12 protein-coding genes and 1 pseudogene are annotated in these 16,487 nt (G+C 67.7%); 9 read left to right on the forward strand and 4 right to left on the reverse strand.

Features of this window, described 5'->3' with window-relative positions:
* Positions 1–411 (forward strand): annotated as a pseudogene (locus tag B116_RS28240) (peptidase S1); the annotation flags it as partial.
* A 149-nt stretch (positions 412–560) separates the two neighbouring features.
* Positions 561–767, forward strand: coding sequence for a hypothetical protein (locus B116_RS28245; protein ID WP_027660015.1), 207 nt, complete (start codon positions 561–563; stop codon positions 765–767).
* Between the two features lie 228 nt (positions 768–995).
* On the opposite strand, the gene B116_RS0110110 is transcribed toward B116_RS28245, so the two are convergent.
* Positions 996–1,199 carry a cold-shock protein gene (locus B116_RS0110110; RefSeq protein ID WP_018216284.1) on the reverse strand — a complete coding sequence of 68 codons (204 nt, stop codon included), beginning with the start codon at positions 1,197–1,199 and terminating at the stop codon, positions 996–998.
* A 185-nt stretch (positions 1,200–1,384) separates the two neighbouring features.
* On the opposite strand from B116_RS0110110, the gene B116_RS0110115 reads away from it, so the two are divergent.
* The 4 genes from B116_RS0110115 (at position 1,385) to B116_RS0110130 (ending at position 7,153) form a co-directional block, all read left to right on the forward strand.
* On the forward strand, positions 1,385–2,065 hold the full coding sequence (locus tag B116_RS0110115) for a class I SAM-dependent methyltransferase (RefSeq protein ID WP_027660016.1): 681 nt from the start codon (positions 1,385–1,387) through the stop codon (positions 2,063–2,065).
* A 93-nt stretch (positions 2,066–2,158) separates the two neighbouring features.
* Positions 2,159–2,842: a DedA family protein gene (locus tag B116_RS0110120; RefSeq protein WP_027660017.1), complete on the forward strand. Its 684-nt coding sequence runs from the start codon at positions 2,159–2,161 to the stop codon at positions 2,840–2,842.
* A 90-nt stretch (positions 2,843–2,932) separates the two neighbouring features.
* Positions 2,933–4,543 carry an FAD-binding oxidoreductase gene (locus B116_RS0110125; protein ID WP_027660018.1) on the forward strand — a complete coding sequence of 537 codons (1,611 nt, stop codon included), beginning with the start codon at positions 2,933–2,935 and terminating at the stop codon, positions 4,541–4,543.
* Positions 4,544–4,954: 411 nt separating this feature from the next.
* Entirely contained in the window at positions 4,955–7,153 is a 2,199-nt protein-coding gene (locus B116_RS0110130) for a trypsin-like serine protease (protein WP_027660019.1), read from the forward strand.
* Between the two features lie 1,321 nt (positions 7,154–8,474).
* On the opposite strand, the gene B116_RS0110145 is transcribed toward B116_RS0110130, so the two are convergent.
* Entirely contained in the window at positions 8,475–8,921 is a 447-nt protein-coding gene (locus B116_RS0110145) for a hypothetical protein (RefSeq protein WP_050591856.1), read from the reverse strand.
* Between the two features lie 207 nt (positions 8,922–9,128).
* Between B116_RS0110145 and B116_RS24985 the strand changes: the two genes are divergently transcribed.
* Positions 9,129–13,235, forward strand: coding sequence for a polymorphic toxin-type HINT domain-containing protein (locus B116_RS24985; RefSeq protein WP_155255742.1), 4,107 nt, complete (start codon positions 9,129–9,131; stop codon positions 13,233–13,235).
* An 8-nt stretch (positions 13,236–13,243) separates the two neighbouring features.
* Positions 13,244–13,867, forward strand: coding sequence for a hypothetical protein (locus tag B116_RS0110160; RefSeq protein ID WP_223874559.1), 624 nt, complete (start codon positions 13,244–13,246; stop codon positions 13,865–13,867).
* Positions 13,868–13,939: 72 nt separating this feature from the next.
* Here B116_RS0110160 and B116_RS0110165 read toward each other — a convergent pair whose 3' ends face one another.
* Both B116_RS0110165 and B116_RS0110170 read right to left on the reverse strand, forming a co-directional pair.
* Positions 13,940–14,593 carry an MBL fold metallo-hydrolase gene (locus B116_RS0110165; protein WP_027660022.1) on the reverse strand — a complete coding sequence of 218 codons (654 nt, stop codon included), beginning with the start codon at positions 14,591–14,593 and terminating at the stop codon, positions 13,940–13,942.
* A 7-nt stretch (positions 14,594–14,600) separates the two neighbouring features.
* Entirely contained in the window at positions 14,601–15,320 is a 720-nt protein-coding gene (locus B116_RS0110170) for a maleylpyruvate isomerase family mycothiol-dependent enzyme (RefSeq protein ID WP_027660023.1), read from the reverse strand.
* 114 nt (positions 15,321–15,434) lie between these two features.
* Between B116_RS0110170 and rsgA the strand changes: the two genes are divergently transcribed.
* Positions 15,435–16,229 carry a GTPase RsgA gene (gene rsgA / locus B116_RS0110175; RefSeq protein WP_027660024.1) on the forward strand — a complete coding sequence of 265 codons (795 nt, stop codon included), beginning with the start codon at positions 15,435–15,437 and terminating at the stop codon, positions 16,227–16,229.
* Positions 16,230–16,487 lie beyond the last annotated feature (258 nt).

Raw genomic sequence — 16,487 nt, forward strand, 5'->3', positions numbered from 1 at the left:
GGTGGCTGCACGGATATTCCTGCGTCCGGTGATTATGACGGTGACGGCACTACTGATCTTGCCTTGTTCCGTCGTGACTGCACCAACGGATCGACGTGGAGTATCTACAATCATCGTACAGATACCCACCTAAAGGCGGGGTTCAAGTACGGCGGTTGCACGGACATCCCCGCGCCCGGTGACTACAACGGCGACGATGCCACTGACCTCATCCTGTTTCGTCGTGACTGCACCAACGGCTCCACCTGGAGCATTTACAGCAGCCGCACTAACACCGAACTGCGCTCCGGCCTTCGCTATGGTGGCTGCGCCGATATCCCCGCCGCCAGTAGCCCCGCCACCACCGACACACATCTACAAGGCCCGGTATATGACCGGGAGCGTGCCGCTGACGGGACGTGGGCCGGGTGAATGCGGATACCGCGATCTCCGGGATAGCGGCGGCATCACTCCCCGACGGGGGTGTGCACCTGTTCGCGATCGTTCCGGGGGTAGTGGGCTGTAGCATCGTGAGGCGTGGCAGAGCGACGCGGGGTGATGGCAGCGGCACGCTTTCGGCGGTGGCCGCGGCCGGCTTGCCTGACGGGACGCTGCACGTCTTCACGGTGGTGCCCGGCAGCAGTGGCTGGCATCGCAGCCGAGACGCCTCGGAAACCTGGCAGAACGACTCCACCCAGGTAGACCCGAACCGCCGTATCTTTAGCACCTACACCGTCGGCCTACCCGACAACAGTATCCATCTCGGAACCAACGCCACCATTTCCTGACCAGGATCTCGGGTGGGCTCACCGTCGGTGGGCCCACCTAGTGAGCCAGTTGCCCGCGACCGGCGCAGGCGGGCAGCCGATCACGGCCTGCGGCGAAGCGACGGACACGCCGATCGTCCCGGGTCCGGGATAGCAGTCGGCGGAAGGACACTCGATACCGCGGTACGAACCTCCCGTGTACCCGACGGTGACGGCGGCCGGTAGTCCGGACGCCGTCACCGCGCCGGGTCACGCCGGGCGGACGTTATCCGCCTGCGGGCCCTTCTGGCCCTGGGTTACATCGAAGTCGACCTTCTGGCCCTCGCTCAGCTCCCGGTAACCGCTCATCGAGATCGACGAGTAGTGGACGAAGACGTCCGGCCCCCCGCCATCCTGCTCGATGAAGCCGAAGCCCTTTTCTGCGTTGAACCACTTGACGGTGCCGGTTGCCATGCATCTCTCCCTGTTCCAAGCGGGCGAACCCCGGCCGGCGGCCGATGATCGCCCGGTACCTTCCCGACAGTAGCGGGCCGCGGGCCAATCCGCTGGACGAAGTGCCGTAGGCAACGAAATGACCGGTCCGGGGCGGACCTGCCAAACACCGCACGATGCCGATCAGACTGGGGCATGCTGCCCCGGTGGGCGTAGCCGCGACCGCACTGGTCGACCTCGAACGGGAGATCGCTGCGCCCGGCCAGGGCCTGGACCGGCTGCGGCTGCTACCGGTGCCGTTCGTGCCCGAACTACGCCTGCACCTCGCCGAGGACCCGATCGTCTGGTGGGCGCGGATGGAGGCCCGAGCCGGGCACACGCTGCCCCCGCCGTACTGGGCGTCGGTGTGGCCCGGCGGTCAGGCCCTCGCCCGGCACCTGCTCGATCACCCCGACCTGGTGACCGGTCGCCGGGTACTCGATCTGGCCGCCGGCTCGGGCGTGGTCGCGGTCGCCGCCGCGCTGGCCGGCGCAGCGCACGTCGTGGCCGCCGACACCGACCCCTACTCGGTCGCCGCCGTCACCGTCAACGCGCGGGCCAACAGTGTGCGGATCGCGGCCACCGACCGGGACCTGCTGGACGACACCCCCACCGAGCTGGACCTGCTGGTAGCCGGCGATGTCCTGTACGACCGGGCGACGGCGGCACGGATGCTGCCGTTCCTCCGCCGTGCCGCGTCCACCGAGGTCGACGTGCTGGTGGGCGAGCCGGGCCGCGGGCACGTGCCGGCCCACGGGATGACGGTCGTCGCCGAGCATCTGGTGCCAACCACCGAGCCGACCGCCGACTCCCCGGTGCGGCGGGTGCAGGTGCTGCGGCCCGCCTGACCGACGCCGACGACGACCCTGAGCGGGGAATCAGGGACGGCTGGGGGGACACTCCGGATGCCCGGGGAGCGACGTCGGCCTAACGTATCGGGCATGGATTGGCTAGCTCAGTTCGGAGAGCTTCCCACCCTCCTGCTGTTGGGGGCGCTCGGGTTGGTGATGGTCTTCGATGCCGTGCCTCTACTGGGGGTGCTGGTTCCCGGGGACGTGGCGATCCTCGCGGCGGTGGGGGCGCAGGGCCCCACCGCCGGCCTCGCCGTGCTCGGCACAGTGGTCGCCGGCTGCCTAACCGGCTGGTCACTGAGCTTCCTAGTCGGCCGTCGCTTCGCCGACCGGCTGCGACGGGGGCGCGTGGGCGACTGGATCGGCGAACAGCGGTGGGCGGCGGCGGAGCGCCTGCTGCGCCGTAGCGGCGGCCAAATGGTGCTGGTGGCGCCCTTCCTGCCGGTCCTCAACGCGTTGCTGCCGCTGGTCGCGGGTGGGTTGCGGATGTCGTACCGGCGGTTTGTGGGCTGTGCGGCGCTCGGCGCGGCGGCGTGGGGCGGGCTCTATCTGGTGCTGGGCACAGCAGCCCGGTCGATCACCGGACTACTGCCCGGCGCGCCCAGCCCGATGGTGGTGACGATGGTGGTCGGTGTGCTGCTCGCCACCGGGGTGTTGGCGGTGACTCGGCGTCGGTTGCTGCCGGAACTGACCGACGACGGGCAACCGACCCCAGCCGGGACTCTCCACCAAACTCCAGCGTCGGAGCAGGGTTCCGGTCCCGACCGTGGCTGACGTGTCAGCGGCGCCGTGCGGTGGGATACCGGTCACGTCGTCAGTCGAGTAGGTTCCCCACATCGACGTCGGCAACTTTGGGGAGACCGGATGCCCGCGAAGCGTCGTTCATGGTGGGGCTGGGGCTACGTCGAGGACGCGGTTACCGGCGCTGAGGCCGCGCGGCTGGCTGACCGGGTGCGGGCCCTGCTACCCGACGTTGACCTGACCCCGCACGAACCGCCGCCGGTGGCCGAGCTGGACCTGCCGCCGGCGCGGGTCACCCCACCCGCGACGCTGGCGCACCTCTGCTCAGCTGAGCCGGCCGATCGGGCGGCGCACGCGCACGGAAAGGCGTTCCGGGACGTGGTCCGGAACCTGCACGGCGAGGTACGGCACCCGCCGGACGTGATCGCCCGCCCCACCTCCGAACAGGACGTGGTTGACCTGCTGGACTGGTGCTCGCGCTCCGGCCTGGCGGTCGTCCCGTACGGTGGCGGCTCCTCGGTGGTCGGTGGGGTGGAACCCCGGGTGGGTGACGGCTACCCCGGCACGGTCAGCCTCGACCTCGGCCGGCTCGACCGGGTGCTGGAGGTCGACCGGACCAGCCGGGCGGCGCGGGTCCAGGCCGGCGTCTTCGGGCCGGCGCTGGAGGAACACCTTCGCCCGCAGCACCTCACCCTGCGACACTTCCCGCAGTCGTTCGAGTTCTCCACGCTCGGCGGGTGGTTGGCCACGCGCGCGGGCGGGCACTACGCGACGGTCCTGACCCACATCGACGACCTGGTGGAGGCGCTGCGGGTGGTCACCCCCGCCGGTATCAGCCAGTCCCGCCGGTTGCCGGCCTCCGGCGCGGGGCCGTCACCGGACCGGCTCTTCCTCGGCTCGGAGGGCACGCTCGGCGTCATCACCGAGGCGTGGCTTCGGGTGCAGGAGCGGCCACGGTGGCGGGCCGACGCGGCGGTGCACTTCGACGACCACGACACGGCCGTCGCGGCGACCCGGGCGATCGCCCAGTCCGGGCTGCACCCGAGCAACTGCCGGCTGCTCGACCCGGCGGAGGCGCTGCTGAACGCCGGCGCGGCCACCGGCGGCGGGGTGCTCGTGCTGGGCTTCGAGTCTGCGGACCACCCGGTCGGGCCCGCGCTGGACCGCGCCGTCGAACTGTGCCGTGACCACGGCGGGACGCTGCCCGAGCCGCCCCGGGAGCGCGACGAGTCCACGTCCCGGGGCGACGGCGCCACGGACACCTGGCGGTCGTCGTTCCTGCGGATGCCGTACCAGCGGGATGCGCTTGCGGCCCGGTCGATGATTGTGGAGACCTTCGAGACCGCCTGCACCTGGGACCGCTATCCGGCGTTGCGCGCCGCCGTGCTCGACGCGGTTGGCGTGGCGCTGCGGGAGGTCGGCGCGACCGGCGTGGTCACCTGCCGGTTCACCCACGTCTACCCGGACGGGCCGGCTCCCTACTTCGGCGTCTACGCCGCCGGCCGGTGGGGCAGCAGCGTCGCCCAGTGGGATCAGATCAAGCATGCCGTCTCCGAGGCGCTGCTCGCCTCCGGCGGCACCATCACCCACCACCACGCCGTCGGCCGCGACCACCGGCCCTGGTACGACCAGCAGCGCCCCGAGCCGGCGGCGCTGGCACTGCGCGCCGCGAAAGCCGCGCTCGATCCATCGTGGGTGCTCAACCCCGGCGTCCTCTTGGACCGGGTGTATTAGGAACGTGGCCAGCGGTCCCGCAGCTGGAAATCCTGAACCCCTGTATCACCTACCGTTATGGGGTAAAGGGCGCTAACAGGATAGTGGCGGACACCGCGAAGCAGCCCTTAATCGGTCCTGAGCTCAGGGCGGATCGGGTGTGGCATGCTGACGCCGCAGGTGATGTCGGACTGGGTTGGAGCAGAGGTTTCGGTTCGCTATCGCCGCTACCAGGCGAATATGCCGGCGTGAACGAAGGTGGAACCTTGGAGAAATTCGACATGTCGCTTTTGTGGCATGCGGTTATGTGAAATTCCGCAGTGCCAGGACACCTGTTGACCCGAACCGGCTGCTACATGAGCGCCGAGGCAAGGGCTTATGCCGGCAGCCTTCCCGCCGGCTCATGTCACGATTCTTCCGTAAGGGAATGTTTTGTTGGTTCATAGTTTGCGTCGTTGGGGTGCGGCCCTGGTCGGGACTGTGCTCGCGGCTGGCCTCCTGGGTGGCGGCGCCGCTCGGGCTGTTGCCGGCTCCGATCCGGTTCCGGATGGGGCGTACGGCTTCAGCGCGAAGGTCATGTTCGGTGATGAGCAGGCGTGTACGGGCGCCCTGGTCGACCAGGACTGGGTGCTCACGGCGAAGAACTGTTTCGGTGACGGCAGCACGCCGGTGGTTCGGGGGACGCCTGGGAAACCCACTCGTGCTCTGATCGGCCGTACCGATCTGACGGGGACGGCCGGCCAGGAGCGTGCGGTCGTGGCGGTGGTACCGCATCCGGATCGGAACCTGGCGTTGGCGCGTCTGTCCGCACCGGTCACCGACATCACCCCGGTGGGGCTCGCCGACACGGCTCCCGCAGCCAGCGAGACGTTGACGGTCGCGGGATACGGCCGCACGGCAACCGAGTGGGTGCCAGACCGCCTACACGCCGCCGTCTTCACCGTCCAGGATGTCGCCACGACCACCGTCGGTCTGATGGGGGCGTCGGCTGGGGCGACCATCTGTAAGGGCGACGCCGGGGGTCCGGTGTTCCGGGATGTCGAGGGCGCACCCACGCTGGTGGCCGTCAGCAACACCTCGTGGCAGAAGGGCTGCCTGGGGGAGACAGAGACCAGGGACGGGGCGACCGCCACCAGAGTCGACGACCTCGCGGCGTGGATCGGTGAGCAGACCGCCGACGTACAGATCTTCGGTGTGCTGTCCGACGGCCGGCTGACCTACAGCGTGATCGACTCAGCTACCGGGGATCTGCGGGCGGACCGTCAGTCGGCCGCCAGCCTCGGGTTCAGCCCGAAGGCGATGGCCACACTGAACGAGGACACCATCCTGATCACCGACACCGACGGCAAGATGTACCGGGTGGACGTCACCGGAAAAGATCCGCTGACCTTCACCACCACCTGGGTCATGAACGGTTGGACTCCCTACGACCGGCTGACCTATGACGGGTACGGGTCGCTGTACGGCATCCTCGACAACGACGAGCTTCGCCGTCGGACACTGACCACCGAGAAGCCGAGCAGCGCGGAACACATCAGCCGGGGCACCGTGATCGACACCGGTTTCAGCCTGACGTCCATCACGTCGCCCGGCGCCGGACGGATCCTGGGCAACGCCGACGGCCGCCTGTTGTCGTACACCATCCACGGCAACGGTTCCGAGGCATGGTCGAGGGACGACCTCGCCAACACCGGTTGGTCGGGTCCGACGCATCTGCTCTCACCCGGCGGTGGCTACTACTACGCGCGGAGCTCGACCGGCCGGTTGGACCGCTACCGTGACGTGAATCCGTTCGACGGTAGCGGTAGTGACATCGAGTCCTTCCCGAACGATCCTGTGAGCACCAGCGGCTGGGACCAGGTGCTGCTGTCGGCGCGGCCGTGGACCGGACTGGTGTCGGTGTACGGGGTCAACGCGGAGGGTCGCCTTTCCTACACCGCGCTGGACCCGATCACCGGGGCGAAAGTGGTCAGCACCGTGTCGGCGCAGACCCTCGGGTTCACGCCGAAGGCGCTGGCAACCCTGAACTCGGACACGCTGTTGGTCACTTCCACCACCGGCAGCCTGTACCGGGTCGACATCACCGGCACCCAGCCGCTCACCTTCACCCGCACCGCCGAGCGTCTCGGTGGCGGCTGGAGCCACGACCTGCTGGTCTACGACGGGTACGGTTCCCTGTTCGGCCGGGCCGGTGGCACGTGGCTGCGGTACACGGTGACCAAGGCCAAACCAGCGGACCCGGCCACCGACCTGATCGACCGCACGGTGATCGTCAGCAGCGGCTTCGGCGTGCCCACCCTCACTGCCACCGGTGAGGGGCGCCTGCTGGCGACCTACACCGACGGCAAACTCATCGCCTACACCGCGGTCGGCGCCGACGACTGGAGCCGGGCAGACCTCGCCACCAGTGGCTGGGCCGATGCCACCTCGCTGTTCTCACCTGGCGGTGGCCTCTACTACCGACGCGACGGCAACGGCGTGGTGACCGGCTACCTGGACATGTCCCCGTTCAACGACAGCGGCACCGACATCTCTCCGTACACACCGACCGGCACCACCAGCAGCGGCTGGGACCCCATCCTCTCCGCCCAACCCCACAACTCCTGGCCCGATAACACCCGCCTCTGGTAACCCGGCACGCGGAGCACGCAACAGAAAGCTGTTTAATACACCACCCGCATTGAGACGGCCCGTCAGACACCCCAGCGTTATCGACTCAACTGAGTTGACCGACACAGGGGTTTTCGGAGCCGCCAAATACCGCTGGCCGGCATCGGAATCGATGCCGGCCAGCGTATGCCATGTTTAGTGAGGTGCGAGGAATACCGGATGCTCACACTAATTGAATGGACAGGTCGATCGAAAGCTGGGCTCTTGGTCAAGGCGATAAGTGTGTATGTATATCGATCAAGATGGAAGGATTGTCGGTTGCGGAATGGGTCAGCAGTAGCGGCGACCCGGCCGTGATCTGGATGCCATGCCTATGGCTCGCACGTATGCCATCAACGACGGTCGGCGAAAAGATTGACGAGCGCTAGTCATCATGACACTCCGCGAAATGACAGGTTGCGATGGTTGAACGAATGTTGCTCGTTACGTTCGACGAACCCGTACTACTAGTGCCAGGAGTGTAGGTGCAGGGACCGCTCGGCGGTGCCGTCGTCGCCGACTGCCTGGGTTGCACGTTGTTCTTCCAGTTCTCCTCGCTTCGGTATTGAGTATTTGCGGTCTGCGGACTGCTGTCATCCGAACTCCGCATTCTGTTCCCCTATGCCGGGGGGTGCGCTGGACCGCTAATAGCCTATTCGCCGCTTTTAACCGGTGGGCTTCAATGAACTGACTGACGCGGTCGGACGGCGCAGTGATCTTCATGAACAGCTTCGGGCTGCCCGCCCCAGTGCCTCATGTGTCCGTCGATGCACTTGGTAGGTATGAGCTCGAAGTCGGTAAAGGTTACTCCCAGGCCTTACTTCCAACTGCTGGCGGGGTAGGCCCGGTTATCGAACCGGGTCATGCCCGCAGTTGGAGGGCGAGCGTGCCCACGAGCAGCACTACGGCCATCGCGATGGGTTTCCCACCGACGATTCGCAGGCGCACGCTCATCCCTCCCCTGATTAGCCGATGTTGATCGTTTGGGCTCTGCTGTCGCTGTAGACCACGAACTCTCGGGCTAGGCCGTATTCGTGTGCCTCGGCGGCAGGCTCGAACGAGATATTGTCGGCCGGGTCCTATGCCCTCGTCTTTATCGAAGTTCCAGTCCTTGTGCAGCTCGACGTCGTATTGACCGCCGAGGTGTACTCGGTCGCCGAGATGACTCACCATTACAGTGCTGCGGATTCACACCTGGACACCCCGCACACCCGCAGACAAGAGGAATGATCGACCGGGGCTGTCCCATGATCAGCCGGAGTCGGTACCACCGTCCGACAAGTTAGAGATCAGGTCAGTAGTCTCACGTTTGGATCTCTAGCAGGACGGCGGGTCCTTCGTTGGCGCCGGGTCCAACCCCCACCCAGTCGTTAATGGGTACCTGAACAGCTTTTTCTGTCCCGGCCACGCTAACCGTAGCGCTGAGCGGGAAGTCGTTATAGTTGCGAATGCCGTATGCGTCGGCAAGCTCGAGAGAAACGTAGCCCTTTGTGCCTCGGATCTCAAAACAGAAGGGCGTGTCCTGGGTGAAGCTCCACACCTCGACAGAACGTGCCGGCTGATCGCATTCGATGAATAGGATATGGCCATCGCCCTTGATTAGCCGAATCCCGTCGATCTTATCACCTCCCGGATAAGTGAAATCTTCCACGATCGAGGGTGGTGCGTCGGGCTCGGCCGTTGCCGAAACGGGAAGCATTCCTAAGGTGCCGCCACTGGCCAAAACCATGGCGGCGGCGCCGACGAACACCCGTCTAGTGACCTTCATCGAGATATGGCTCCAGTTCTGGATAGCCGGTCCACCGGCCCTGATGACGTCGTCTGACCTGCACGTGCATGTGGAGATCACGTGTCTGCGATGATGGGGCACGCGCCACCCTGGATGCAACCCCGCTTGGCATGAGGTGAGTGTGGCCTTCTGTCGTTGCCGACCAACAGGTGTCCGAAGGGAATTCGATTGCTGTACCACAGAGACTCCGCACCTGGCGTGATGCTGCGTGAAGTGATGGCTGCGGTGCTCGTGTCCGTGGTCATGCTGGCCACGTTGACCGTTCCATCCCCGGCATACGCCGAGGGTTCCCCCGACGACTTGCGCGTCGCCCGGAGCGAGGTCCTCATGAGCATGCTTATGGATGGTCCGCTCACCGCTGCGGCTGCGCGGAAGGCATTGCTTGGCACGAACGATGATATCTTGCGGTTCCTCGACTCCGAAGAGCCCGCTCTCCGCAAGACGGACCTGCGTCTGCGCGTGCTACAGATGATGTCTGTCGGAGGTCCTGCCGTCCAAGCTGCTGCTTCCGCAGCCCTGGACGGTTCTGACGAGGACCGCGATCACTTCGTGTTCGGCACCTGGGACCGCGCCTTTGTACAGGATGAGCGGGCGCGAGCGCTGCAGGCGAAGACGGCTGGTGGACTAGCCGTGCAGGCGGCGGCGACCCGTGCCCTGGATGGCGGGGAAGCCGCCATCATCGAGTTCTTGGCTGTCGGCCTAGACAGTGCACGCGTGCACGACGAGCGTGCCCAGGCGTTGGCGATCATGATGAGTGGTGGCCCCGCGACCCGCGAGATGGCAAAGATTGCGCTTGACGGGGGACCTGAGACAATCCACGAGTTTGTGACGTCCGGCGTTGAGGTGGCTGAGGCACGCGACGAGACGCTTGCCTCAGTCACCGACCTTGCCGCGCAGGCCACGGCCGCAGGCAAGGAGGCCGCTGCAGAAACCGATGCGGCCAAGGTCGCGTCAGCCCAGGCCGTCGCGGCGGCCGAGCGGGCCAAGGCGGCGGCGCAGACTGCCGCCGCCGAAACCGCCGCTGCAAAGGATTCGGCGCAGGACGCTGCCGCCGCGGCGGGCCGTGCTGCCGATGCAGCGAAGGAGGCCGCCAAGGCTGCCCGGATTGCGGTGAACGCGGCTGGTGACGCGCACGCGGCCGCCAGAGCCGCGTCTACCTCCGCTGCCCGGGCGGCCAGCGCCGCAGTGCTGGCCGGCAATGCTGCGACCCGAGCCTATAAGGCAGCATCGGCGGCCGCGCTTGACGAGGACAAGGCGGCTGATGCCCGAAAGGCGGCGGTTGCTGCGCGGCAGAGTGCGCAAGCGGCGAAGGTGGCGGCGCAGGCGGCAGACGATGCGAGGAAGGCCGGAGCTGCCTCAGGCGACGCCGCTATCGCTGTGGCTTCCGCGAGCAATCACGCCGATGCAGCGGCGACTGCTGCAGATGAGGCTGGCGGCTACGCACATGCGGCCGGATCAGAGGCCGACCGGGCTAAGCGGAATGCCGCCGAGGCCCGGCGGGCGGCGGCGGTCGCCGGTCGAGCAGCGCAGGCGGCGACAGCGCTTGCAGCGAAGGCGGCTGCTGCCGCTGGTGAGGCCGCTGATGCCGCTCGGGACGCGGCTGCACACGCCGAGGCGGCGGCTGTAGCCGCAAACAAGGCAGCTGACGCGGCAGGTGAGGCAGCTGACAAGGCGGAGCAGGCGACTGCGCATGCGGACGCCGCCATCGTTGCTGCAGCCGCCGCCTCTACCGCGGCGACACAGGCCCAAGCGGTGGCCGAGATTGCGGAGGCTGCGGAGGCAGAGCGGCTCCAAATTGTCACACAGAATGGCATTGAGGCGGCGGAAGCAGCCTTGGAAGCGGACCAAGAGGTCGAGGCTCGCCTAGCGTGGGACGCAGAGGAGCAGACCCGTCGCGATGCAGAGACAGAGACCCTGCTGGAATCGGCGAGTGCGTCAGACGCACCAGTCGACGTCATGCTCAGCAAAGGGCGGGAGGCTGCCCTGCGACTGCTGGCGAGCGGGGGACCCTGGACCAGGACTGCGGCTGAAGAAGCTCTGACTGGTTCCGAAGTCGAGATGCGGTACTTCCTGCAGGAAGGGCTCACTAAGGCCACCGACCAGGACGATCGATCTCGGGTAGCGCACATTGCTGAGAGCGGGGAACCAGCAGCGTTGCGAGACGCTGCCGAGGCTGCTCTCGACGGCCCCATCGGAGGCGTGCGGGAGTTCCTGAGGACACGTGCCTACCCAGGGAAGGACAACGATGATCGGGCAAAGATCCTCGCGTTGATGTCGGATGGCGGACCGGCCCTCGACCAAGCGGCCTCGACGGCCCTGGACGGCACTCACGAGGATCGCAACGAGTTTCTAACTCGTGGTCAGTACTCCGCCGCCGCACACGACGAGCGTGCCGAGATCCTCGGGATCCTGTCGACTGACCCCGCGCCGGGTCCGGAGGTCACGTCAGCGGCGAAGATCGCCCTCGCCGGTCCGCAGTCCTGGATGCGCGGGTTTCTCCGCGCAGGACATGCCCAGGCCCAGGATCGGGACTACCTGGCGGCAACCCACAAGGCGCGAGTCGATGCCGCTGTCGCTCAGGCCGGTCAGGCAGCGGCGACCGCCGAACAGGCAGCGTACGAGGCGGCGCGGGCGGCCGCGCTGGCGCGGGACGCCGCCGACGAGGCGGCCAACTACGCCCAGCAGGCCGCCAACTCGGCCTTGGAGGCGGGTGCCTACGCGAACGCGGCGAAAAGTGCGGCCGACGCGGCGAAGGAGTCCGCGCAGAAGGCGACGGCCTCGGCAGCAACGGCCCGCGAGGCAGCTGCGTCTGCCAGGGCAGATGCTCGCAAAGCTGACCGGGCCGCTGCCGACGCGCGGTACTCCGCCTACCGGGCAAAGACCAAGGCGGACGACGCACGAGCGTCCGCGAACGCGGCCCGGCGTTCGGCCGAGGCGGCAGGCAAGAGTGCCGACGAGTCCCAGGCCGACTACGACGCCGCATATGACGCCGCGCTTGCCCTGATCGAGCAGGAGGAGCAGGCGCGACGCGACAACCCGCCGACCTCTGACGGCAAGAACTGCGACCGTCCACCGGGCTATGGCGCTGACCCATCCTGCTACCCGAGTCTGCCCGACATGGAGCGGGGCCCGGAACACGGCGACATCCTCTGCTGGAGTTGGGCAGAGAACCAGAAGCAATGCGGTTATACGATCGTCACTCCGCAGGAGCGGCGGCAGTTTGAGCAGGACCGCGAGGCGCAGCAGACACTGAACGGCTGCGCAATGTTGGTCCCCGGCTGCTGGAACGCATTGCTGACCCTCCAGGCCCTCGATCCAGCCGTCAGGAATGATCCGGGGGCGACGCTGGACCTCGTGACTGAGCGGTTGCTCGGCAACAAGCTGACGCGAGCCGCGCGCCAAACCTGGTTGACGGCAACGCTGGCCTGCAACAAAAACAGCTTTTCAGCCGACACCCGCGTGGTGATGGCCGATGGTAGTACCAAGGCGATCAGCACTGTGCAGCTGCACGACCGGGTCAAGGCCACCGACCCCGTCACCGGTGACACCCGGGGACGCGAGGTGGTTGCGCTGCATCTTAACCAGGACACTGCCCTGACCGACGTGCAGGTTCGGGACACGAGGGGCGCCGTCGTCACGGTGCATACCACCCAGGAGCACCCATTCTGGGACGTGACACGACGTAGATGGATCGACGCGGCCGATTTGGACACAAATCACCGCCTCTACTCGGATGCGAGAAGTGGGCCAACCGTCGCCGGAGTGAAGTCGTTCACCGGCAGCCGGGCGATGTACAACCTCAGCGTGGCCGGGGCGCACACGTACTACATCGTCGTCGGTAGAGCTCACGTCCTCGTCCACAACGCCCCACCGTCAGCTCAGAGCTGTGATCTAGCCGGTGTCGAGCAGCGGCACAATGGTCAGGCGCATACCCTTTCGAAACACGTCAATGTGACTGATGAACAAGCGAGGAAACTGGCCGCAAAGACAGGGGTGGCCAATAGTGTTTGGACCAACATCGGCGTCGCGACTCGATCGATCGATGAGTTAATCGCCAAGAAAGCGAAAGTGATCGAGAACTGGAAAAGGAAGTACAACGGGAAGGACCTTACTCTCGGTCCTGAGCGTGTCGCTCCTAATGGCACCTCGCTCGGACGTGTCGTCTACCCGGACGGGTCGATCAAGCCGGCAGGTAATAGGATTATCCTGCTTCTCAGGCGTGACAAAAGTGAGCCCGGAGGGTACTACGTGTATACCGCCTATCCTGTGGAATAATGTCCCGCATGTCTCGTCCCTCAGCCTTCGACTTCGGCCTTACCAGTCTTGCCAGCCAGTTCCACCAGGACTGGCGGTGCGCTGGCGCAGCTGAATGCCTGATCGATCAAAGTCTCTTTCCAGGTCAGGATCCGTGGGAGGTCGAAGCGCTCCGGCGGGACGCCTCGACGATGCTGGCCGGACTGACTGCCAGTGAGATCGAGACTCTCTGGGCCGCGGGCATTGATGGTGGATTCAAGTTCGGCCCGGACGGCGACGCGCCGTCCGGGCCGGAGTGGCTCGACATAATCAACGAGCGGTGTCATCAGTGGCAGGAGAGGCACGGGGAGCGGCCTCAGCCTGAGGCGGACTGGGAATCCGGCGTCGCGTTAGCCGATGTCGTCGCAAAGGAGATCACCAGCCTGGTGGCCTCCGTGCCACCGAAGTGGAACCCAGGTGGGGTGGTGACAGCGGCCCTGCTGCGCTGCCATGCCACCTGCACCCCAGACCTCGCTCTCCGTTGGGCGATGAGCATCACGAGGTGGCACTCGCGGTCGTTGGAAGCTAGCCAGTACGCGCGCCTGGTTCGGCTGGGTGAAGCGCTCGGCTATGGCGAGTTCGTCGTCGCTGGCCTTGATGGCTTGGTGGAGTGAAGCTAGAGCGGCTTACAGGATCCACTGGACTTCCGCCGCATAACCCCATGGCCAGGATCAGGGTCAACGGGACTACCAGCCTCGGGCACGCCACTGGGGTAGGGCGGGGCGTTCGGTGCCGAGGGTGCTGTCCCTGCCGTGGCCCGGGTAGAACCAGGTGTCGTCGGGTAGCCGGTCGAACAGGCGTCGCTCGACGTCGTCAATGAGCTGGCCGAAGCGCTGCGGGTCACGGTCGGTGTTGCCCACCCCGCCGGGGAAGAGGCTGTCGCCGGTGAACAGGTGCGAGGTGCCGACCGTGTCCTGGTAGAGCAGGGCGATCGAGCCCGGGGTGTGCCCGCGTAGGTGAATCACCTCCACCGTGCAGTCACCGACCGACACCCGATCACCGTCGGCGAGGGGATCCACCTTGATCGGCAGCCCTGGCGCGTCCTCGGCATGCGCCAACGGTCGGGCCCCGGTCTCGGCCACCACCTCCTCGAGCGCCAGCCAGTGATCCATGTGCTGGTGTGTGGTCACCACTGTGGCGAGACCGGCGTCGCCGATCAGCTCGAGCAGCCGGGGTGCCTCGTTGGCCGCGTCGACCAGGACCTGCTCGCCGGTGGTCCGACAGCGCAGCAGGTAGGCGTTGTTGTCCATCGGCCCCACCGACAGTTTGGCGATGGTGAGCCGGTCCAGCTCGCGGACGGCCGGCGGGCCGCCGGGCGTGACGTCTCCGGTGTAGGTCATCGGTCGGTCAGATCCATTCGGGTGGGGTCGGTAGGGGGCCGTCGGGGCTGACGGTGAGCGCGGCGCCGGGGCTACGGCCGATCAGCCAGGCGGCGAGGTCGGGCGCCGCGCCGGTCACCGTGGGGGCGGCGGCAGTGCGGTCACCGACAACCAGGTCGTGCTGCCTGCCGTCGCAGCGCAGCACCATCGGCGGCGCGTCGGAGCGCCCGGCCAGGCCGGTGGCCACCTCGCGCAGGAGCCGGTGGCCGAACGCCTCCGGCCAGTCGGCGGGCCGGTATTCGACGGCCAGGTCCACGTGGTGCACCTCGACTTCGCGCAGCCGGCCCCAGACGAGGTATGCCGCGGACCACGGCCCGCGCCGGGTGTCGACGGTGGCGCCCCACGCCTCGGCCGGCATCGCCGCCACCGCCTCGGCGAACCGGTCCGCGGTGCGGCGTAGGTCGTCCAGGTGGGCGGCCTGCGGACGGGAGGCGCCGGCCTCGATGTCCGAGGAACGGGCGGCCGGGCTCGCGTACATCGGGATGGCTTCCCCGGTGCGGGCGGCGGTCAGCAGGTTGACGAACCCGTCGGCGTTGCGGGCGAGGTGGGCCAGCACATGTCCTCGGGTCCAACCGGGCAGCAGGGACGCGGCGGCCAGGCTCGTCTCGTCAAGGTCAGCCGTGGTGCGCAGGAGACGGGCCGTGGCGTCGTCCACCTCGCCGGTCAGCCGCAGTGGATCGGAGGTCACCTCTCGACCCTAGCGGTCGGGCCGTCCCTTCGTCGCCGGGGAAATCGGTTTCGGGTCCGCGTCGGTGCGCCCTACGGTCGGCGGCAACGCGAGGCCGGGAGGTCGGAGGAGGTAGTGGAACCCGTGACCATCGACCTGACCGCTCTGGGCTGGGACGCCGACCGCGCGTCCGACGCGCGACGGCGCGCCGACTATCAGCCGGGCCGGGTGGCCTGGGTGGAGCGGGGGGTGTGCACCGTCCTCGCCGCCGCCGGTCCGCTCCGCGCCACCCTCGGTGGTGCGGTGCTGGCCACGGCTGCCCGGGACCGGCGGCACCTGCCGTGCGTGGGGGACTGGGTGCTGCTCGCGACCTGGCCCGACCAGCATGTGACGGTCGAGGTGGTGCTGCCCCGGCGTACCGCGTTGATGGGCCCGCCCGTCGGCAGGGCCGCCCACGGGCAGGTGCTGGCGGCCAACCTGACCGTCGCGGCGGTGGTCGAGCCGATGCGTCCCGAGCCCGACCTCGGACGGATCGGGCGCCTGCTCGCACTCGCGCAGGAGTCGGGGGCCCGGCCGCTGGTGGTGCTGACCAAGTCTGACCTGGCCACCGATCCGACTGAGGTGGTGCGACAGGTCGCGGCGGCGGCGCCGGGGGTGCCGGTGCTGCCGGTGAGCGCGCAGCGGGGTGAGGGGCTCGACCCGCTACGCGCGGAGGTGGCGCCGGGTCGGACCCTCGGCCTGCTCGGCCCGTCCCGGGCCGGTCGGTCGAGTCTGGTGAACGCGTTGACCGGCGCGGTGGCGCTGCCGACGTCGGCGATCCGGCGGGTGGACGGCGCGGGCCGACCCACCTCCGCTGGGCGGGCGCTGGTGGCGGTGCCGGGCGGTGGTGCGGTGGTGGAGACCCCAGGGGTACGGGCGGTGCCCGGCTGACCGATCTGAGCTGGGGGAATGCGCGGGCGAAGGGAAGTGTCACACCCCAGGGCTAGGCTTGCCAGGGCGCTCTCAGCGCTTGGTAACCAGGTAACCCAGGTGACCCTCAGCCAGGTGATCCAGCAGCCAACAGGTGATCCGGCAGCCAAGGTGATCCTTAGCCAAGGTGACCCTCAGCGAAGGTGACGCGGTGACCAGGTAACCGCCACGCCCAACGGGCTACTACGACGCCCAGCGGGCACATAACCGCACAGATGA

It is taken from the genome of Salinispora fenicalii, assembly GCF_000514815.1.
In the GTDB taxonomy this organism is placed as follows: domain Bacteria; phylum Actinomycetota; class Actinomycetes; order Mycobacteriales; family Micromonosporaceae; genus Micromonospora; species Micromonospora fenicalii.